The organism is Cetobacterium sp. ZOR0034, assembly GCF_000799075.1.
GTDB lineage: Bacteria > Fusobacteriota > Fusobacteriia > Fusobacteriales > Fusobacteriaceae > Cetobacterium_A.
In genome coordinates this window covers 1-19,100 of the sequence record NZ_JTLI01000104.1, presented here as the reverse complement: position 1 = coordinate 19,100, position 19,100 = coordinate 1, and the positions used below count along the sequence as shown (strand labels likewise).

The window sequence follows — 19,100 nt, the reverse complement described above, 5'->3', positions numbered from 1 at the left end:
AAGAGAGGAAAAAATGAGACTTTTATCGTATATATATTTTTTAATAACCTCAATACGAAATTGGCTTTACGATAAAAGGTATCTTAAAATAAATGAGATACCAGATGTTGATATTTTATGCATAGGAAATATAACTGTTGGAGGTACTGGGAAAACTCCAGCAGTTCAATTCTTTGCAAAGAAACTTCTGAAAATGGAGAGGAAAGTTGCGATAGTATCAAGGGGATATAGAGGGAAAAGAAAGGTTGATCCACTAATAGTAAGTGATGGGAAGAAAATTTTAGTAAGTTCAAAAGAGAGTGGAGATGAACCATATATCCATGCTTTGAATTTAAAAGTTCCTGTTATAGTTGGAAGAGATAGATACACAGCTTGCAAATTGGCAGTTGAAAAATTTGGCGTAGATACAATTATATTAGATGATGGTTTTCAACATAGAAAATTAAAAAGAGATAGAGATATAGTACTAATTGATGCAACTAATCCATTTGGTTGGGGAGCTTTATTACCTAAAGGAACTTTAAGAGAAGATTTTCAAACGGGTGGAGATAGAGCTAGTGAGTTTATAATAACAAAATCAGATTTGATATCAGAGAGTGAATTAGAAACAATAAAAAGATTTTTAAAAGTTAAATTTAAAAAACCAGTTTCAGTAGCAAAGCATGGTGTAACATCACTATGCGATGTGAAAGGGAATGCAAAACCATTATTTTGGGTAGCTGGAAAAAGAGTTTTACTTTTCTCAGGATTAGCAAACCCACTTAATTTTGAAAAGACAGTAATCTCTTTAAATCCGGAATATATTGAAAGAGTTGATTTCATGGATCACCATGATTTTAAAGAGAAAGACTTTGATGTTATAAAAAGAAGAGCAGCAGCTATGGATGCAGATTTTATAATAACAACAGAAAAAGATTTGGTAAAAATACCAAAGGACTTAAATATAGACAATTTATTTGTTCTTAAAATAGAGTTCACAATGTTAGAAGATAATAGTTTAGAAGGATTTGGTGAAAGTAATGAAAAATAAAATACAAGAAAGAGTTGCAAGAGTTATTGAAAATGCAGAGATTCTTGATAAAAGAGCATATTTAACAGTTGATGCTGAAGGAGTTATAAAAAGAAAAGATATGAATTTGACAATACCGGCAATGGTGTTTTGTCAAAATGATGAAGTTTTCAATATGACTTTAGAAAAAGAGTGTAATAAAGTTGAGAGAGAAAAAGAGAAGAAAATAGAAAGATTATCAAATCTATCTGTGGATAAATTAAAGGAAAATCTTGTTAAGTTAGTGGTAAAAGGAGAGATAGAATTCTCTAAAAGATATGCAAAGGAACTGGCTTTAAGAGATAAAGAGGAGTTTTTGAAAACACTATTTAATTTAGCATTAATGGATAACCCATCATCAATGAAAGCATTGATGGCATTATCGATGAAAGAGATTCTAAATACTCTTGGTTGGATTGATGAGTTAGGATATTTGGTAATAAGTTATTTTACAAAACAAAGATATGACCTTCACCTTTTAGAAAATGTAGAGGAAAAAGAGGCTTTAGAAACTATTCAAGAGGATTCGTTAGCTTTAGTTGCGTATAAAAAAGTTTTAGAAAGTTATGAATATACTAATGCTAAAAAATATATTGGAGTTTTAAATGAAAGCTCTAGAAAGATTAAGTTTAAAAACTATTCAGAAGTAGAAAAAGAGATTTTAAAAAGTATAAAACTTTAAAAGGGGGCAACAGGTGTTAAATTATTTTAATATAAAAATGATTAACATTTTAGACAATAAATCTGTTTCAAAAGATGAAATACTAAGAAAATTAGTATTTAATATGGCTGAAAACAGTGAGTTTATATTAGATAGAGATAAATTTTATGAAGAGGTTTTAGAAAGAGAGAAAGTCGGAACAACAGGAATAGGAATGGGAGTTGCAATTCCTCATGCTAGAACAGAAGCAGTAAAAGATATTGTTGTAGCTGTCGGATTATTGAAACAGCCTGTGGACTTTAACTCTTTAGATAATGAAAAAGTAAAAATAGTGATATTGGTTGGAGCTCCAAAGGGAGAGAGTAAAAAATATCTAGAACTACTATCATCATTATCTCGTATTTTCAGAGATAAAAAAACAAGAGAAAGCATATTAGATAGCACTACAACAGAGTGTTTAATCGAAGCTATTGCGGAGATTGGATAGATGAAGGTAGGCATATATGGTGGGAGCTTTAATCCTATTCATAATGGACATGTTTATATAGCTAAACTTGTGTTAGAAGAATTAAAATTAGACAAATTATTGATAATTCCTGTAGGAAATCCATCACATAGAGAGAATCTATTGTTAGATGGAAAATTAAGATTAGAGATGTGTAGACTAGCTTTTGAAAATGAAAGAAAAATAGAGGTATCAGATATTGAAATCTCTTCTGATGAGGTTTGTTATACTTATGATACGCTATTAAAAGTTATGGAGCTATATCCTGATTGTGAGTACTTTGAAATTATTGGTGAAGATTCAGGTGCATATTTTCAAAAATGGAAAAATTATGAAGAGATTTTAAAGTTGTCGAAAGTTGTAATTCTTCAAAGAAAAGGATATGAAACGACATTGAAAAATTCAAATATTATACATATAAAAAATAAGTTTTTCAATTTTTCGTCAACAGAGGTAAGAGATGCTATAAAGGAAGGTAAAACAATAGCTTGTATGGTTCCTTCAAAAGTAGAGAGATTTATAAAAAATAATAAATTATATAATAAGTAAAAAGAGGTAGCATAAAAACTACCTCTTTTGTTCACTTAAAGGCCATTTTTTTTATGGAAAAAATGTTCTAAATATGGTAAAATTTAGTGATTTATTGAGAGGAGATAAAAGATGAATTTATTAGTACCAAATCACATAGCAATTATTATGGACGGAAATGGTCGTTGGGCAAAAGCCAAGGGGATGCCTAGAACATATGGACATAAAGCTGGAGCGGATACACTAAGAAAAATACTAACTTCTTGTGGTGAGTTAGGAGTAAAGTATTTGACAGTTTATGCTTTTTCTACTGAAAATTGGAAAAGAGCTAAAGAGGAAGTTGATACATTGATGTTTCTTTTTAAAACTTATTTAAGAAATGAAAAGAAGTTATTGATGAAAAATAATGTAAAATTTTTAGTTTCTGGAAGAAAAGAGGGAGTTAGTGAAGACCTTCTAAATGAGATTAAAAAACTAGAGGAAGCAACGAAAGGAAATACGGGAATAACTTTGAATATAGCGTTTAACTATGGAGGAAGAGCTGAATTAGTTGATGCTATAAAAAAAATTGTAGAAAATAAAGAGGAAAATATAACAGAAGAAACTGTAGAAAAATATTTATACAATCAATTACCAGATCCAGAGTTATTAATAAGAACAAGTGGAGAGATAAGAATTTCTAATTTTTTATTGTGGCAGATAGCCTATTCTGAAATATATGTAACAGATACTTATTGGCCAGACTTTGATAAAGCTGAGTTGATAAAAGCAATAGAAAGTTATCAAAAAAGAGATAGGCGTTTTGGAGGAGTAAAATAGATGTTGAATAGAATATTAGTAGCTTTAATAGGGATACCACTTTTAATGACAATATTGTTAAAAGGAGGGTTTTTACTATTATTATTTGTAAATTTTGTTATTTTAGTAGGATTATTTGAATTTTATAAAATGGCAGAAATTGGTGGAAAAAAAGCTGATGTAAATCTAGGCTATTTAGCTGGATTGGCAGTTCCAAATATTATTTATTTTTCAAACGTAACTGATACAACATTGATACTTATGCCAATAACAATTCTCACTATAGTATTAATCGGAAAAAAAGTTTTACAAAATAAAGTTGAAAATTCAAGTAGAGACATAGGGATAACACTTTTAGGAGTAGTTTATGTTTCTGGATTATTTTCGCATTTATTATTGATGAATTATCTTCCTAATGGAGGTAAATGGCTTTTAACGATTCAAATTTTAGTTTGGGTTTGTGATTCATTTGCTTATTTTGTAGGAATGGGTATTGGAAGAAAGATATTTAAAAAAGGATTCAGTTCGATAAGTCCTAAAAAATCTATAGAGGGATCTATAGGTGGGATTACTTTTACAATGTTAGCAATCTATTTAATAAATAGATATTTCAACATTTTTGATACTGAAGTTAGTACAGCAGTTGTTTTAGTAGTTGGATTTTTAATAAGTATAGTAGCTCAAATAGGTGACTTAGGAGAGTCTATGTTTAAAAGAGAATTCAAAGTTAAAGACTCAGGTAAGCTGTTAGGAGAACATGGAGGAATATTAGATAGATTTGACAGTATGCTATTTGTAGTTCCAACTGTATATTATTTATTAAAACTTATTTAAAAAATAGGGTAGCTTGTAAAAAAAGCTACCATTTTTTTAGAGAATACACAATTTAAGAGGAGTAGAGTATGAAAAATATAACTATTTTAGGTTCTACGGGAAGTATTGGAACAAACGCTTTGAAAGTTATAGCAGCAAAAAATGAAGAGTTTAAAGTTTTAGGAATATCAGGGTATTCTAATTTTGAGTTGTTAAAGGAGCAGATTGAGAAGTTTGACCCTAAATATATATGTATTGGAGATAAAAATAAAGCTGAAGAGTTGAAAGAGATGTACCCTAAAAAGGTAATCTATTTTGGAGATGATGGATTAAAAAGTATGGGAGCTTTAGATGAAGCAGACATAGTTTTAACAGCAATAAGTGGTGCAATAGGAATTGAAGCAACTGTAGAAGCTATAAAAAAAGAGAAGAGAATAGCTCTTGCAAATAAAGAAACAATGGTTGCAGCTGGAGAATATATAAATAACCTTTTAAAAAAATATCCGAAAGCTGAGATTATACCTGTTGACAGTGAGCATTCAGCACTTTTCCAAAGTATGCAAGGAAGTTCTAAAGATGAAGTAAAAACTTTGATTATAACTGCGAGTGGTGGAACATTTAGAGGGAAAAAATTAGAGGATTTAAAAGAGGTAACAGTAGAACAAGCTTTAAAACATCCTAATTGGTCTATGGGAAGAAAGATAACAATAGATTCATCAACTTTAATAAATAAAGGGTTAGAGGTAATTGAGGCTCATATGTTATTTAATATAGATTATGATAATATTGAAGTTCTAGTACATCCACAAAGTATAATTCATTCGATGGTTGAATTTAAAGATAGTTCAATAATAGCTCAGATTGGTGTTCCTGATATGAAGTTACCAATTCAATATGCTTTTACTTATCCAAAAAGAGAGGAGAGTTCTGAGTTAGAGAGATTGAATTTGAAAAGATTAAAAGAGTTGACATTTGATGAAGTAGATAGTGATGTCTTTAAAGGAGTAGACTTAGCTTTTAAAGCTGGTAGAGTAGGAAAAACAATGCCTTGTGTTTTCAATTCAGCAAATGAAGTTGCTGTAGAGCTGTTTTTAAAAGGACAAATTAAGTTTTTAGAAATTTATGAGATAATAGAGAGAGCTATGCAAGAACATCAAGTTAAAGAGGTGGACTCTTTAGAGGTTATAAAAGAGACAGATAAAGAAACAAGAAAGTGGGTTTATAATAATTATGCAAAATATTAAAAAAGGAAAATTAATAGTAATAGAGGGAACAGACTCAAGTGGAAAAGAGACTCAAACAGCTCTTTTATTTGAGAGATTATCAGAGAAAATTGAAAAAATTAGAAAGATATCGTTTCCTAACTATGAAAGTCCAGCTTGTGCACCGGTAAAAATGTATTTAGCAGGAGAATTTGGAATGGATGCAACAGCTGTTAATCCGTATCCAGCTTCAACGATGTACGCTATAGATAGATATGCGTCATTCAAAAAAGATTGGGGTATTTTTTACAATGAAGGTGGAGTGATTGTAACAGATAGATATACAACGTCAAATATGGTTCATCAGGCTTCGAAAATAGATGATGAAAAAGAGAAAAATTCATATTTGGATTGGTTAGAAGATTTAGAGTATAATAAAATGGGGATTCCAAAACCAGATTTAGTTATATTTTTAAATATGCCTACTGAGACGGCTGAAAAATTGATGGCTCAGAGAAAAAATAAAATTACCGGAGAAGCAAAAAAAGATATTCATGAAAAAGATGCGGATTATTTAAAAAAATCTCATTCAAATGCTTGTGAAATTTCGAAAAAATATTCTTGGTTAGAGATAAAATGTGTTGAAGATGGAAGACTTAAAACAATTGAAGAGATTTCAGATGAGATATATAATCTTGTAATGAAAACTTTATAACAGGAGGAAGAATGGATATATTGATAGCGCTACTGCTACTAGGAGTTATAATTTTTATACATGAGTTAGGACATTTTTTAGCGGCTAGATTTTTTAGAATGCCTGTTTCAGAGTTTGCAATAGGAATGGGACCAGAACTATATTCTTACTACACAGGAAGAACATTATATTCGGTGAGAATAATACCAATTGGTGGTTTTGTAAATATAGATGGTATGGAAGTAGATAGTAAAGTTGAAAATGGATTTAATAGTAAATCCCCTCTTGCAAGATTTACAGTTTTGTTTGCGGGTGTATTTATGAACTTTATGTTAGCATTTTTAGTTATACTAGGAGTTACATTTGCTTCAGGTAAGGGAGTTCAAAATACAAATCCTGTAGTAGGAAGTATAATAAAAGATGTTAAAGCTTCAACTGTTTTAAAAGAGAAAGATGTAATAAAAGAGATTGAAGGTGTAAAGATAGTTACATGGAGTGATATAGGTGAAACCGTTTCAAAAGATTCTGCAACTAAGGACATTTTAGATATTGTTGTAGAAAGAGATGGAAAAGATTTAGATCTTCAAGTTCCTTTAACAAAAGTAAGTGATGAAAGAGCTCCTATAATGGGGATAATTCCAGAGTATACTTTTGAAAAATTTGGAGTAGTTGAAGGAGTGAAGCAAGCTTCAAAAATATTTGTAGGTGTCTTTGAAGATACTTTAGGTGGAGTAAAGATGCTTTTAACAGGAAAGGTAAAAGCGAAAGATATAAGTGGACCTGTAGGGATAGTAAAAGTTGTGGGAGATGCTAGTAGAAGTCAAAGTTCTGGAATACTGGTGTGGTTGCTAGCTATTTTATCTGTAAATGTAGGTATATTTAATTTATTACCATTCCCTGCTTTAGATGGTGGAAGAATAATATTTGTAATTTTAGAGTTAGTAGGAATAAAAGTTGATAAAAAGCTAGAAGAAAGAGTTCATACAGCAGGAATGTTACTGTTGTTTGGTCTTATAATATTTGCAACTGCTAATGATTTATTTAATATTTTTAAAATTTAATTAAAAATAAGGATGTGGTATTGTGACTAAAAGAGATCGTATAAAAAGAACTGCAACAATTTTATTTGCAGCAAATGGAATAAGAAATACGAAGATAGAGGATATAGCAAATGTTTTAGAAATGGCCAAAGGAGGTTTCTATTACTATTTTAAGAGTAAAGAGGAGTTGTTACAGGAGATAATGGATAACTCTGTAATAAGCAGAAGAGAATTTTTAAAAGAGGTTGGAGATTTAGATATACCTTTTGAAGATAAACTAAAAATGATAGTAAGAAGAAGATTAAGTTTAAGAGATGATAGATATAATCTGTTTTTATTCGCAAAAATATATGAAAACGGAGAGATAAACTTAACTTATGATGAATATATGAAAAGAGATATAATTTTTAGCGAGTTTTTAGCAAACAATAAAGAGCATATAAAAGATGAATATAAAGATGAGATTGAAAAAATAAGAACAATGCTAAGTTCATCTTTAACTGCATTATTGTTATTTTTAATTACACAAACTGGAGTTTCAGTAACAAGTGAAGAAAGTTATAAAAAAATGGTAGAAAAATATGCTACTTTAGACATAGATAAAGAGATAGATATGTATTATAATCTGTTTTTGAAATCGATAGTAAAATAGGTAGTGTAAAAAAAAGGAAAAAAGCCTAAAAATTAGAACTAATGTTTAGAGTGAAACTCTTTGAAATAATCTAGAACAGAAATTTTCAAAAAAGTCTTGAAAAATAACAAAATATCAATTATAATACATTGTTAACGAAAATAGAAAATAGGAGGAAAAATGAAAAAATCGATATTAGTAGTTTCAGAAAGAAAAGAAACGTTAAAACAAGTAAGAAAAGCTTTGTCAGAAGTTTATGAAATAATTACATTTAATAACCTGTTAGATGCGTTAGATATGTTAAGAGAGAGTGACTTTGATGTGGTATTATTAGATGAATACTTAACTTGGTTTAACTTCTCAGAAGCAAAAAGAAAATTAAATGGAATAGGAAAGGACTTTGTTGTAATCGGATTATTAGACGAAGAAAACGAAGCTTTAATTCAAGAAATGAAGGAAGCTGATATTTATAACTACTTATTAAAACCAGTAGATGTAAAAGAAATGAACAGAATAATGATACCAGCTTTAAGAAACTTAGAAATTGTAAAAGAGAAAAGAAAATTAGAAGAGAAACTTTCAGATAGCGAAGATGAAAATGAAATCATTGGACAATCTGCAAGAGTTAAAGAGGTTAAAAACTTAATCGAGAAGGTTGCTGAAAGTGATTTAACAGTTTTAATAACTGGAGAAAACGGAGTAGGAAAAGAGTTAATTGCTAAAGAGATATTTAAGAAAAGTGATAGAAGAAAAGAAAACTACATCACAATCTCTTGTGCTTCATTACCAGAAGATTTAATCGAAAGAGAGTTATTTGGATATGAAAGAGGAGCTTTCTTAGGAGCGACAACAAGTAAAAAGGGAATTTTAGAAGAGGCTGATGGAGGAACTGTATTCTTAGATGAGATTTCAGCTATGGATTTAAAAGCTCAATCTAAAGTTTTAAGAGTTATTGAATATGGAGAGTTCAGAAGAGTTGGAGGAAATAAATCTAGAAGAGTAGATGTTAGATTTATTGTTTCAACAAATAGAGATTTAAAAGAGGAAACTGAAAAAGGTAAATTCAGAAAAGATTTATACCATAGATTAACAGCTTTCCCAATTGAAGTTCCACCTCTAAGAGATAGAAAAGATGATATTCCTATGTTAGCAAACTATTTCTTAAATAAAATAGTAAAAGATTTAAGAAGAGAGATTCCTGTAATTTCTGGAGATGCTATGAAATATTTAATGGAATATTCATACCCTGGAAATATTAGAGAGTTAAAAAACATGATTGAAAGAATGGTAATTTTATGTAACGATAGAAATATTGATGTAGAGGATTTACCTTTAGAAATTAAAATGAAATCTGATACAGTTGAAAATAAAACTGTAATTGGAGTAGGACCTTTAAAAAATATATTAGAGCAAGAGATCTATGCTTTAGATGAAGTTGAAAAAGTTGTAATAGCTATGGCATTACAAAAAACAAGATGGAATAAGCAGGAAACTTCTAAGCTTTTAGGAATTGGAAGAACAACTCTTTATGAGAAAATAAGAAAGTACGGATTAGATACAAAATAATATTTTACAAAATTTTCGGAGGGGTTAAAAAATGGCAATTAGAAAGTTTAGAAAAAATATGAAACCAGTTATCTGGGTAGTAACAGTATTCTTTTTTATTAGTTTAATAGCAGGTTATGCTATGTCATTTAAAAGCGGTTCAGCAAATTCACAACTGGCTTTTAAATTAAATGGAAAAAAAGTTACTATGGTAGAAGCTCATAGATCTATGGCAATAATGTCTGAAAATTATAAAAGATATTTAGGGCCAACAATAGATCCAGAGACAATGAATGTAATAGCATTTAATGAGGTTATAAATAGAAATCTTTTATTAGGTATGGGAGATAAACTTAAAGTAAAGGTTTCTGGTTCAGAAGTAGATGAACAAATGAATCAAATAAAAGCAGCATTCCCAGATAAGGATCAATTCAAAAATGCGCTTTTAAGTCAAGGGTATACAACAAAGACGTTAGAAAAAGAGATTAGAGAAAACTTAATTTTACAAAAAGTTTCTGATATGATAGGAGCAGAAGTAAAGATAACTCCAGAGGAGATTGCAGATTATTATGCAGATTATAAATATACAATGTTCCAAGGTCAGCCTTTAGAAAATGTTCAAGCTCAAATTGAGCAGGGATTAAAAGCTCAAAAAGGTTCTGAAATCTATGCTAAAGAGATGTCAAAAGCAAGATCAGAGATGAAGTTAGAGGATTTAGATAAAACGTTCGATAACTATATAGAGAAAGAAGAGTTTGAATTTGATGGAATTAAGGTAACAAATGTAGAGTATGCAAAGAGAATTTTGAATAGCTTAGCTATGACAAAAGGGGATGTTGAAGGTGCAAAAGAGTTAGCAAAAACTTCAATTGAATCTGAGATAAAGCTTTTAAAAGCTTCAGAAGAAAAAGGAATAAAACCAGAAATGGGATTACCTTTAGATCTACAAGTTGCAAATTCTGTTAAAGAGCTTTATACTCAATTAAAATCGGAAGTTAAATATACAGAAAATGATTTAAAAGAATTTTTCGAAGAAAATAGACTAAACTACGATACACAAAAAAGTGCTGATGCTGATATAGCAATTTTAAAAGTGGAAGCAACAGAAGCTGATGATCAAGTAGCAAAAGTAAAGGCAGAGGAGTTATTAAAGAAATTGACTCCTAAAAACTTTGCTGAAATGGCTAAAAAAAATTCAGATGGACCAAGTGGACCAGCTGGAGGATCATTAGGAACATTTAAAAAGGGAGATATGGTAAAACCGTTTGAGGATGCAGCTTTCTCAGGAAAAGCAGGAGAGATTTATCCTGAAGTTGTAAAAACTCAATTTGGTTATCATTTGATTTTTGTTCAAGAAAAAAATGATGCTGATGAAACAGTTACAGCAAGCCATATTTTAATAATTCCTGAACCTTCTGAAGAAACATTGGCGTCTAAATTAGAGCAAGTTTCTCAAATTGTGGCAGATTTAACTAATAAAACAATAACTTTTGCTGATTTGAAAAATGAAGCAGGAATTGTTTTCTCTGAAAAGATAGATGGAATAACAGAAGAAGGGTATATTCCAGGATTAGGATATAATGAGGATTTAGCAAAAGCAATTTATGGATCTGAATTAGATAAAATCGGATTTATAAAAGATCAAAAAGATTATATAATTTATAGAAAAGATGTTCAAGTAGAAGAGAAGAAAGCAGAGCTTTCAGAATTCATGGAACAAGTTAAATCTGATTATATAAATGCTAAGGCTCAAGAAGCATTAAAAGAGATAGAATTAAGCACAAGAACTACAGAAAATTAAAGAAATTAAAGAAGGATTTTTAAAATCCTTCTTTTTCTTTATTTTTATTAAAAAAAAATTGCATATTTACTAGAAATATAATATAATTTAGGATAGAGCGGTTTGCTCTTAAATATTATTTACTCATAAAACCTTAAAAGATTGGGAGAATATTAATGAAATATAAATCAGAAGATATTGATTTATTGTTACAACAATTACATATTGAAGATGTTGTAGGAGAGGTTGTAGACTTAAAAAAAACAGGGGCTAACTATAAAGGATTATGCCCATTTCATCAAGACAACAACCCATCATTTGTAGTCAGTCCAAGCAAAAATATTTGTAAATGTTTTGTTTGTGGTGCAGGTGGAAATCCTATAAAATTCTATTCAGAGTATAAAAAAATATCTTTTGTTGAAGCAGTAGAAGAATTAGCAAAAAAATATAATATTCCAATAAAAAAAGTGGGGAATAGTAGAGTCAATGAAAATAAAGAGTATTATGACATTATGGAAGAAGCTCATAATTATTACAAAGAAGAGATATTTAAAAATACAGCAAGAGATGCTTTAGAATATTTATCAAAGAGAAAAATAAATCCAAAACTTATAAAAGATAATGAGATAGGGTATGCTCCTAATTTATGGACAGGTCTTTATGATTATCTTATAATAAAAGGATTTCCAAAACAAAAAATATTTGATTTGGGTCTTGCTAAAGAGAATGAAAAAGGGATATATGATTCGTTTAGAAACAGAATAATATTTCCAATCTATTCAGTAGCAGGAAAAGTTATAGCTTTTGGAGGAAGATCACTAGAAGATAGTAAAGAGATTCCAAAGTATATTAACTCTCAAGAAACACCAATATTCAGTAAAGGGAAAAATCTGTATGGTTTTATTCAAAAAGGAAGTAATATAAAAAAGAAGAGTTATTCGATACTGATGGAAGGATATATGGATGTATTATCAGCACATTCATATGGATTTGATGTTGCATTAGCACCACTAGGGACAGCTTTAACAGAAGAGCAAGGACAGCTATTAAAAAAGTATACTAGCAATGTTATTTTATCTTTTGATATGGATGAGGCTGGGCAAAAAGCAACAGAAAGAGCAATAATGATTTTAAAATCAGAGGGCTTTAATATAAGGGTATTAGTTTATAAAGACGCAAAAGATCCGGATGATTATTTAAAAAAGTTTGGAAAAGAAGCTTTTTTAAAAGTGGTTAAAGAGTCTTTAGAAGCTTTTGATTATTTATATAATAGATACTCTGCGGAGTATAGTTTAGATGATCATATGTCTAAGCAGAATTTCATCAATAGATTTAAAGAGTTTTTCCAATGCTTAGAAAATGATCTTGAAAAAAGTTTATATATGGATAAACTATCAAAATCATTGAATATAGATATAGATATATTGAAATCGATTTTAGTAGTTAATAACAAAAAAAGAGTAAAAAATACTTATGAAAAAAAAGAGGAAACTAAAGATTTAGACGAAAAAGGTCTATGTAATCTAGAGAAATTAACTTTAGCATTAGTTCTTTCTGAAAATGAGTATTTTAATGATTTTAGAAATAAAAAAATCAATAGTAGTTTAGGTAGAAAAATATTTGAATACATTGAATTTTTATTAGAAAACAACCAAAAAAGTACTAATATAATAAAAGATATAATATTAACAGGAAATTTAACCCAAGATGAAGAGAAGGAGTTGGTAAATATATCCTTACTTTCTATAGACGATTTTTCAAATAAATTAGATGTAGAAAAAGGATTCCAAATTATTTTTATGTCGTGGTTTATACTAGAGCTAAAAGAATCTTTAAAAGAGAGAACAAATCTTTTAAAGCATATTCAGTTGAAAAAAATAGAGGATAAATTGAAACAGCAAATAGAGTTCAATGACCTTCGAGCATTGTATCAAGAGTTTAAAAATATCAATGCATAAAATTTTGAAAGATAATTTTATTCAATAGAGGAGGCTTCAACTAATGAAGGAGTTTATAAAAAATGAAAAGGTTTTAGCTTTATTAAGAAAGGCAATGGAAAATAAAGTAATAAGCTATGAAGAGATTAATAGCAAATTAAGTTCAGATTTTCCGCCTGAAAGAATAGAGTTTTTAATAAATGGAATGACGGAACAAGGTATTAAAATTGTTTCTCAAGCAGATGTAAAAAAACAAGAAGTTACAAAAAGAAAAGAAGAAGATAAAAAAGATGCAAAAAAAATTATAACTCCAATAATAAAGAGACCTGTTGTTGAACTTGAAGATGACGATGATGAAGAGGAAAAAGGTAAAGAGTATTCTGAAGATTTCGATTTCAATCCAGATGATATAGAAGAAGTTAGTGAAGATGACTTAGTAAATGATGATTTATTCAGCATTACTGGTGAGATGGAAGTTGATGAACCAATAAAAATGTATTTAAGAGAGATTGGGCAGATACCTCTATTAACTCATGATGAAGAGTTAGGATATGCAAAGGCAGCTTTAGAAGGTGACGAATATTCACAACAACAACTTATAGAAGCGAATTTAAGACTAGTTGTAAGTATTGCTAAAAAACATACAAATAGAGGATTAAAACTTCTTGATTTAATTCAAGAAGGAAATATTGGATTGATGAAAGCTGTAGAAAAATTTGAATACAGTAAAGGATATAAATTCTCAACTTATGCAACTTGGTGGATTAGACAAGCTATAACAAGAGCGATAGCTGATCAAGGAAGAACAATTCGTATACCAGTTCATATGATTGAAACAATAAATAAAATAAAGAAAGAAGCTAGAATTTACCTTCAAGAAACAGGAAAAGATGCTACTCCAGAAGTTTTAGCTGATAGATTAGGTATGGAAGTTGACAAAATAAAAAGTATCCAAGAAATGAATCAAGATCCTATATCTCTAGAAACTCCAGTTGGAAGTGAAGAGGATAGTGAGTTAGGAGATTTCGTAGAGGATAACAAAATGCAAAATCCATATGAACTAACTAATAGAACTTTACTTAGAGAGCAATTAAATGATGTTTTAAAAACTTTAAGTAGCAGAGAAGAGCAAGTTTTAATCTTCAGATATGGATTGAATGATGGTGCTCCGAAAACTTTAGAAGAGGTTGGAAAAATATTTAAAGTAACAAGAGAGAGAATCAGACAAATAGAAGTGAAAGCTCTTAGAAAATTAAGACATCCAAGTAGAAGAAAAAAATTAGAAGATTTTAAAGTATAAAAATGTGGGGGAGACTAGTGCCCCCATTTTATATTAATAAAGTAAAGGGGAAATAATGAAAGTAAAAGTATTTGAAAAAGAGATATTAACAAATTGTGTTGAAGATAAAGAGTTTATAAAATTTTTAAAAGAGAATCCAGGATTAAAATTAGAGTTAGATAGTATAGATGTTAGAAAAGAAGAAAAAGTTGAAGATAACAGCTATGTTGTAGAAGGAATTGTAGGTGAATACTTAGAAGAGATTTCATATATACAACCGTTAGAAAAGAAAGATATAGAAAGATTATTAGAAACATTAGACGAAGAGGAGAGTCTTCATGCATTAACAGAGGGAAATCTAAGAGAAGTTGCAAATATAGCTTTTGATTATCTGATTGCTGGAATAGACTATTTAGATTTAATTCAAGAGGGAAGCATAGGAGTAATTAAAGCTTTAGATGAGTATAGACCTTCGAATGGTGAGCTGTTAGAATATATTAAATTATGGGTTAGAAGAGAGATGCTATTATTTGTTGACGAAAGAGTAGAAACAGAGAAACATATGTATAGAGGTTACTTCTTGAAGAGAAAAGAGGAAGTTTTAGAGCATGAGATAGTTGCTGAATTAGAAGAGGATGAGGAAGTAGAAGCTATTCCTTCGGAAGAGAGATCAGAAATTATAGAAGAGAAGATAAATGAACTTCAAAAATTAGATTATACATCTGTTCCTAAAAAAATATCTCATACAGAGGAAGAGATACTTAAAAGATACTATGGATTAGTAGGAGAAAAAAGAGAATCTTTATTTGAGATAGAAAATGCTTTAGATTTAAAAAGAGGAGAGGGAGAGCACTTATTTGAAGAGGCTTTAACTAAAATATCTTTAGGAGGAGGAAGAAGCTTAAAAATATGAAGTTAAGTAAACTTGTAAATTTTTTAGAAGAAAAATTCCCAAGATCTTTAGCAGAAGAGTGGGATAATGTTGGATTATTGGTAGGAAAAAGAGATTCTAAGATAGATGGAATACTTTTAGCTTTAGATTTAACTGAGAAGGTCATAGATAAAGCTATTGAAGTTGGAGCTAATTTAATTATAACTCATCATCCAATGATATTTAAACCATTAAAAAATATTACTGGTGATACATTAACAGGAAAAAAAATAATAAAATTAATTGAAAATAAAATTTCAGTTTATTCTATGCATACAAATCTAGATTCTTCAAAACATGGATTAAATGATTTTTTAGGAGAAAATATATTGAAATTGAAAAATGGAGTTATATTAGATCCTTTAGAAAAAAATGGAATTGAATATGGAATTGGTAGAGTGTATAAACTAGATGAGGCTTTATCTCTTGAAAAAATATCAGAAATATTGAAAGAAAAATTAGAGTTAAATAGTATAACTGTAGTGAAAGCAAATGAGCAAAAAGAGATAAAAAAAATAGCTTTAGTAAGTGGTTCTGGAGCATCGTACTGGAGAAAAGCTAAGAAATTAGGAGCGGGAGTTCTAATTACAGGAGATGTAAAATATCATGAAGCCATGGATGCAAAAGAGGAAAACTTTAGTCTGATTGATATTGGACATTTTGAAAGTGAATGGGTTTTTTCAAACTTATTAGAAGATATACTGAAAAAAGAGTTTGAAATAGATATAACAATTTTTAATGATGGCCCAGTTTTTGAAAAAATGTAAGGAGAACATAGGAATGCTAAAAAAAGTAACATTAGGTGCATTATTTCTTTCGACTTTGGTCCTTGGAAAAATAAATGATTATAGAAATGTTTTTTCTGAAGAGAATAAAACTAATTTAACAACTTTAGTTGAAACATTTCAAAAAGAAACAGGAAAAAAACTATATTTAAATACGTTAGAAGAAAACGAAGGGTTTGAAGCAGAAGAGCAAGAAAAAACAGTGATTATAAATTTAATAAAAAATAAAGAGAGTGAAAATGGAATATTGAAAGTTCAATTGAAGATCTCTCAAGATTTAAATCCTGATGAAATCTCATCTGATTTAACACTTCTTTTAACAAATGTAGAGGAGTTTGCAGCAGAAAAAGATGAAACTGTTGTAGCGACAAATTTAGTTGAAGGCTTACAAGAGATATTTGTAGCTTCATCTCAAAACGAAGAAGATAGTAAGGAATTAGAACAGTTGTCATTAGGTACTAAAGTATTTTTAGGAATTGTATTGACAATTTTACTATTATCTATTAGAATAATACAGGTAAAAAGAAAAAAGAAAAAATATAAGTTTAATAAAAAATAGGTATTAGGGTTAATCGCTTGCATTAGCAAGAGGAAAGTCCGGGCTCCATAGAGCAAAAGGGTAGCTAACGGCTACTAAAGGAAACTTTAAGGAAAGTGCCACAGAAAATAGACCGCTACTTTATGTAGTAAGGGTGAAAAGGTGGTGTAAGAGACCACCAGTTCTTTAGGAGACTAAAGAAGCTAGGTAAACCCCCTTTGGAGCAAGACTAAATAGGAGAGAAATAGGGGTTGCTCGTCCTCTCTCAGGGTAAGTTGCTTGAAGCTATAAGCAATTATAGCTCTAGATAAATGATTAACAAATACAAAACCCGGCTTACTTAATGCCTATTAAAAAAGAAGAAAGAGTCAAGAAATTTTAAAAAATTCCTTGGCTTTATTTTTTATAAAAAATCTTATTAGGAGAAGTATAATATGAAAAAAATGAAACTTGTAGTAGGTGTAATATTATTAACATTAATTGGATGTACTCCTTTAGAGAAAAGACAAAGTGAAGAGGAGCGTATATTGTTACCAACGGTTCCTAAAGAAGCTTATGATGTAACTATTTCTACAATATCTGAGGGTGATTTTATACCTCAAACAGATATAATTCATACAGGTCAAAATGTATCGTTAGCTGAAAATGCAATAACAGAAGTAAAATTAAATGGAGTAGATCAAGTTAATATATCGAAAAAACAAGTAAGAAATAAATTGGTATATAATGGTTCTTCAACAACACCGTTTACGGGATCATTTGCAGCGGTAGTAGGTGTTCATAAACACTATGTTGAAGAGTACAAAGATGGTAAATTGGATGGATATAAAATTTGGTATTCAGAAGCAGGAAGAGTAGGAATGAAAGAACCATATGTAGATGGAGTGAAAAGTGGAGTCCAAGAAACTTATTACAGAAATAACGGGAATATTCGTTCGAAGATAACTTATTCAGGTGGAAGAGTGTCAGGACCGATGAGTTGGTATGATAATAAAGGTAAAATGGTTTATCAAGAGGACTTTAAAGGTGGAAATGGTGAATGGGTAGCTTATTGGGATAATGGACAAGTTAGAGAAAAAGGAAGACTTGCAAATGGCTTAGCAAATGGTGAATGGAGATATTTCACACAAAAAGGTGAGTTAGAAAAAGTTACTATCTTTAGAAATGGTTCGCCAACTTCACAAGAATGGCATAAATAAAATAAGTTGACAAATAATAAAAAAAATGATAATATATACAGTAGATTAAGCTTGGATAAGGTCGTCAGCAACCGAATCTAGCGATCTTTATACTTTTGGAGGTGTTAGAATGTACGCAGTTATAAAAACTGGAGGAAAACAGTACAAAGTTGCAGTAGGTGAAGTATTAAGAGTTGAAAAACTAAATGCTGAAGTTAACACAACTGTAGAATTAACGGATGTTCTTTTAGTATCAAACAATGGAGAGGTTAAAGTTGGAACTCCTGTTGTTGAAGGTGCTAAAGTAGTAGCAGAGGTTGTAGCTCAAGGTAAAGGAGCAAAAGTTGTTAACTTCAAATACAAGCCAAAAACTGGATATCACAGAAAGAAAGGTCACAGACAACTTTTCACTGAGATCAAAGTTACAGCAATCAACGCATAATTAATTTATGACAAAGATTGAAGTATTTAAAAAAAGTGGCAAAGTAGTTAGATACAGAGCCAATGGTCATGCAGAATATGCAGAGTACGGACAAGATATTGTTTGTGCAGCTATTTCGATGGCGATGCAGTTTCCTTTAGGAGGATTGCAAGAGATTTTGGATATTACTCCAAAATTCGAAATTGACTCTGATGGGTACTTAGACGTTGATATGAGAGGAATGGATTTTTCTCATAAGGAAAAGGAAGTTCATGTATTATTAGATACAATGGTATTAATGTTGAAAGAACTATCTAAGGGTTATCCTAAACACATAAAGCTTGTAGAGAAGGAGGAAATTTAGATGCTATTTACATTAAATATACAATTATTTGCGAAGAAAAAAGGACAAGGTTCTGTTAAGAACGGAAGAGATTCTAATCCAAATTACCTTGGAGTTAAAAAGTATGATGGAGAGGTTGTAAAAGCTGGAAACATCATCGTTAGACAAAGAGGAAACAAATTCCACGCTGGAAACAACATGGGATGTGGAAAAGATCATACTCTATTCGCATTAATCGATGGATACGTAAAGTTCGAGAGATTAGGAAGAGACAAGAAGCAAGTTTCAGTTTACGCTGAAAAAGCTAACTAAGATTCTTTTAAAGAAGAGATTTTTTTAATCTCTTCTTTTTTTCATATCCAAATATTTTAGTAACTACTCAGCTGGTAGATTACAAAAAATAAAAAATAGCTAAATAATAGGAGATTTCTATATCGTTAGAT

The 19,100-nt window shown here is 29.7% G+C and carries 21 protein-coding genes and 1 other RNA gene; all 22 read left to right on the top strand.

Translation table 11 applies throughout. The annotated features are described in order from the left end of the window. Positions 1-13: 13 nt before the first annotated feature. The 22 genes from lpxK to rpmA all read left to right on the top strand — a co-directional run bounded on the left by lpxK (position 14) and on the right by rpmA (position 18,969). The gene (gene lpxK / locus L992_RS12550; RefSeq protein ID WP_047384283.1) at positions 14-1,030 is read left to right on the top strand and encodes a tetraacyldisaccharide 4'-kinase; all 1,017 of its coding nucleotides are present in this window, start codon (positions 14-16) and stop codon (positions 1,028-1,030) included. Then, on the top strand, positions 1,020-1,730 hold the full coding sequence (locus L992_RS13245; RefSeq protein WP_052191828.1) for a hypothetical protein: 711 nt from the start codon (positions 1,020-1,022) through the stop codon (positions 1,728-1,730). Before lpxK ends, L992_RS13245 begins: the two co-directional genes overlap by 11 nt. Positions 1,731-1,743: 13 nt before the next feature. Further along, positions 1,744-2,196: a PTS sugar transporter subunit IIA gene (locus L992_RS12540; RefSeq protein WP_047384284.1), complete on the top strand. Its 453-nt coding sequence runs from the start codon at positions 1,744-1,746 to the stop codon at positions 2,194-2,196. Continuing rightward, complete coding sequence (gene nadD / locus L992_RS12535; protein ID WP_047384286.1) at positions 2,197-2,763, top strand: nicotinate (nicotinamide) nucleotide adenylyltransferase; 567 nt, start codon at positions 2,197-2,199, stop codon at positions 2,761-2,763. A 111-nt stretch (positions 2,764-2,874) separates the two neighbouring features. Further along, a complete protein-coding gene (locus L992_RS12530; protein WP_047396627.1) occupies positions 2,875-3,561 on the top strand; it encodes an isoprenyl transferase in 687 nt (228 codons plus the stop codon). After that, positions 3,562-4,374: a phosphatidate cytidylyltransferase gene (locus tag L992_RS12525; protein WP_047384289.1), complete on the top strand. Its 813-nt coding sequence runs from the start codon at positions 3,562-3,564 to the stop codon at positions 4,372-4,374. Between the two features lie 68 nt (positions 4,375-4,442). After that, on the top strand, positions 4,443-5,597 hold the full coding sequence (gene dxr / locus L992_RS12520) for a 1-deoxy-D-xylulose-5-phosphate reductoisomerase (RefSeq protein WP_047384291.1): 1,155 nt from the start codon (positions 4,443-4,445) through the stop codon (positions 5,595-5,597). Then, positions 5,584-6,270, top strand: coding sequence for a deoxynucleoside kinase (locus L992_RS12515; RefSeq protein ID WP_047384293.1), 687 nt, complete (start codon positions 5,584-5,586; stop codon positions 6,268-6,270). The genes dxr and L992_RS12515 overlap by 14 nt, the downstream gene beginning before the upstream one ends. Positions 6,271-6,281: 11 nt before the next feature. Continuing rightward, entirely contained in the window at positions 6,282-7,310 is a 1,029-nt protein-coding gene (locus tag L992_RS12510; protein WP_047384295.1) for an RIP metalloprotease, read from the top strand. A 22-nt stretch (positions 7,311-7,332) separates the two neighbouring features. Further along, on the top strand, positions 7,333-7,941 hold the full coding sequence (locus L992_RS13240) for a TetR/AcrR family transcriptional regulator (protein WP_052191829.1): 609 nt from the start codon (positions 7,333-7,335) through the stop codon (positions 7,939-7,941). A gap of 159 nt (positions 7,942-8,100) precedes the next feature. Then, the gene (locus L992_RS12500) at positions 8,101-9,486 is read left to right on the top strand and encodes a sigma-54 dependent transcriptional regulator (protein WP_047384297.1); all 1,386 of its coding nucleotides are present in this window, start codon (positions 8,101-8,103) and stop codon (positions 9,484-9,486) included. A 31-nt stretch (positions 9,487-9,517) separates the two neighbouring features. Continuing rightward, the gene (locus L992_RS12495; protein WP_047396625.1) at positions 9,518-11,266 is read left to right on the top strand and encodes a peptidylprolyl isomerase; all 1,749 of its coding nucleotides are present in this window, start codon (positions 9,518-9,520) and stop codon (positions 11,264-11,266) included. Between the two features lie 155 nt (positions 11,267-11,421). Then, on the top strand, positions 11,422-13,203 hold the full coding sequence (gene dnaG, locus L992_RS12490) for a DNA primase (protein WP_047384300.1): 1,782 nt from the start codon (positions 11,422-11,424) through the stop codon (positions 13,201-13,203). Positions 13,204-13,246: 43 nt separating this feature from the next. Next, positions 13,247-14,482 (top strand): RNA polymerase sigma factor RpoD, encoded by a 1,236-nt coding sequence (gene rpoD, locus L992_RS12485; RefSeq protein ID WP_047384302.1) that lies wholly within the window; start codon positions 13,247-13,249, stop codon positions 14,480-14,482. Positions 14,483-14,537: 55 nt separating this feature from the next. Then, complete coding sequence (locus L992_RS12480; protein ID WP_047381511.1) at positions 14,538-15,374, top strand: sigma-70 family RNA polymerase sigma factor; 837 nt, start codon at positions 14,538-14,540, stop codon at positions 15,372-15,374. Next, positions 15,371-16,159, top strand: a complete 789-nt coding sequence (locus L992_RS12475; RefSeq protein ID WP_047381510.1) for a Nif3-like dinuclear metal center hexameric protein — start codon at positions 15,371-15,373, stop codon at positions 16,157-16,159. Before L992_RS12480 ends, L992_RS12475 begins: the two co-directional genes overlap by 4 nt. Positions 16,160-16,172: 13 nt before the next feature. After that, positions 16,173-16,736, top strand: coding sequence for a hypothetical protein (locus L992_RS13235; RefSeq protein ID WP_052191659.1), 564 nt, complete (start codon positions 16,173-16,175; stop codon positions 16,734-16,736). After that, an RNA gene (gene rnpB, locus L992_RS13250) (RNase P RNA component class A) lies at positions 16,733-17,070 on the top strand. The genes L992_RS13235 and rnpB overlap by 4 nt, the downstream gene beginning before the upstream one ends. A 79-nt stretch (positions 17,071-17,149) precedes the next feature. Beyond that, entirely contained in the window at positions 17,150-17,914 is a 765-nt protein-coding gene (locus L992_RS12465; RefSeq protein ID WP_047381509.1) for a toxin-antitoxin system YwqK family antitoxin, read from the top strand. Positions 17,915-18,023: 109 nt separating this feature from the next. Further along, complete coding sequence (gene rplU / locus L992_RS12460) at positions 18,024-18,335, top strand: 50S ribosomal protein L21 (RefSeq protein ID WP_047381508.1); 312 nt, start codon at positions 18,024-18,026, stop codon at positions 18,333-18,335. A gap of 7 nt (positions 18,336-18,342) precedes the next feature. Next, positions 18,343-18,678 (top strand): ribosomal-processing cysteine protease Prp, encoded by a 336-nt coding sequence (locus L992_RS12455; RefSeq protein WP_047381506.1) that lies wholly within the window; start codon positions 18,343-18,345, stop codon positions 18,676-18,678. Then, positions 18,679-18,969: a 50S ribosomal protein L27 gene (rpmA, locus tag L992_RS12450; protein WP_023049937.1), complete on the top strand. Its 291-nt coding sequence runs from the start codon at positions 18,679-18,681 to the stop codon at positions 18,967-18,969. The last annotated feature ends 131 nt before the right edge of the window (positions 18,970-19,100 follow it).

Bases quoted from the DNA above. Each gene is read 5' to 3' on its own strand.
- lpxK (WP_047384283.1), top strand. From the start codon at position 14: ATGAGACTTTTATCGTATATATATTTTTTAATAACCTCAATACGAAAT.
- L992_RS13245 (WP_052191828.1), top strand. From the start codon at position 1,020: ATGAAAAATAAAATACAAGAAAGAGTTGCAAGAGTTATTGAAAATGCA.
- nadD (WP_047384286.1), top strand. From the start codon at position 2,197: ATGAAGGTAGGCATATATGGTGGGAGCTTTAATCCTATTCATAATGGA.
- L992_RS12530 (WP_047396627.1), top strand. From the start codon at position 2,875: ATGAATTTATTAGTACCAAATCACATAGCAATTATTATGGACGGAAAT.
- L992_RS12525 (WP_047384289.1), top strand. From the start codon at position 3,562: ATGTTGAATAGAATATTAGTAGCTTTAATAGGGATACCACTTTTAATG.
- dxr (WP_047384291.1), top strand. From the start codon at position 4,443: ATGAAAAATATAACTATTTTAGGTTCTACGGGAAGTATTGGAACAAAC.
- L992_RS12515 (WP_047384293.1), top strand. From the start codon at position 5,584: ATGCAAAATATTAAAAAAGGAAAATTAATAGTAATAGAGGGAACAGAC.
- L992_RS12510 (WP_047384295.1), top strand. From the start codon at position 6,282: ATGGATATATTGATAGCGCTACTGCTACTAGGAGTTATAATTTTTATA.
- L992_RS12500 (WP_047384297.1), top strand. From the start codon at position 8,101: ATGAAAAAATCGATATTAGTAGTTTCAGAAAGAAAAGAAACGTTAAAA.
- L992_RS12495 (WP_047396625.1), top strand. From the start codon at position 9,518: ATGGCAATTAGAAAGTTTAGAAAAAATATGAAACCAGTTATCTGGGTA.
- dnaG (WP_047384300.1), top strand. From the start codon at position 11,422: ATGAAATATAAATCAGAAGATATTGATTTATTGTTACAACAATTACAT.
- rpoD (WP_047384302.1), top strand. From the start codon at position 13,247: ATGAAGGAGTTTATAAAAAATGAAAAGGTTTTAGCTTTATTAAGAAAG.
- L992_RS12480 (WP_047381511.1), top strand. From the start codon at position 14,538: ATGAAAGTAAAAGTATTTGAAAAAGAGATATTAACAAATTGTGTTGAA.
- L992_RS12475 (WP_047381510.1), top strand. From the start codon at position 15,371: ATGAAGTTAAGTAAACTTGTAAATTTTTTAGAAGAAAAATTCCCAAGA.
- L992_RS13235 (WP_052191659.1), top strand. From the start codon at position 16,173: ATGCTAAAAAAAGTAACATTAGGTGCATTATTTCTTTCGACTTTGGTC.
- L992_RS12465 (WP_047381509.1), top strand. From the start codon at position 17,150: ATGAAAAAAATGAAACTTGTAGTAGGTGTAATATTATTAACATTAATT.
- rplU (WP_047381508.1), top strand. From the start codon at position 18,024: ATGTACGCAGTTATAAAAACTGGAGGAAAACAGTACAAAGTTGCAGTA.
- L992_RS12455 (WP_047381506.1), top strand. From the start codon at position 18,343: ATGACAAAGATTGAAGTATTTAAAAAAAGTGGCAAAGTAGTTAGATAC.
- rpmA (WP_023049937.1), top strand. From the start codon at position 18,679: ATGCTATTTACATTAAATATACAATTATTTGCGAAGAAAAAAGGACAA.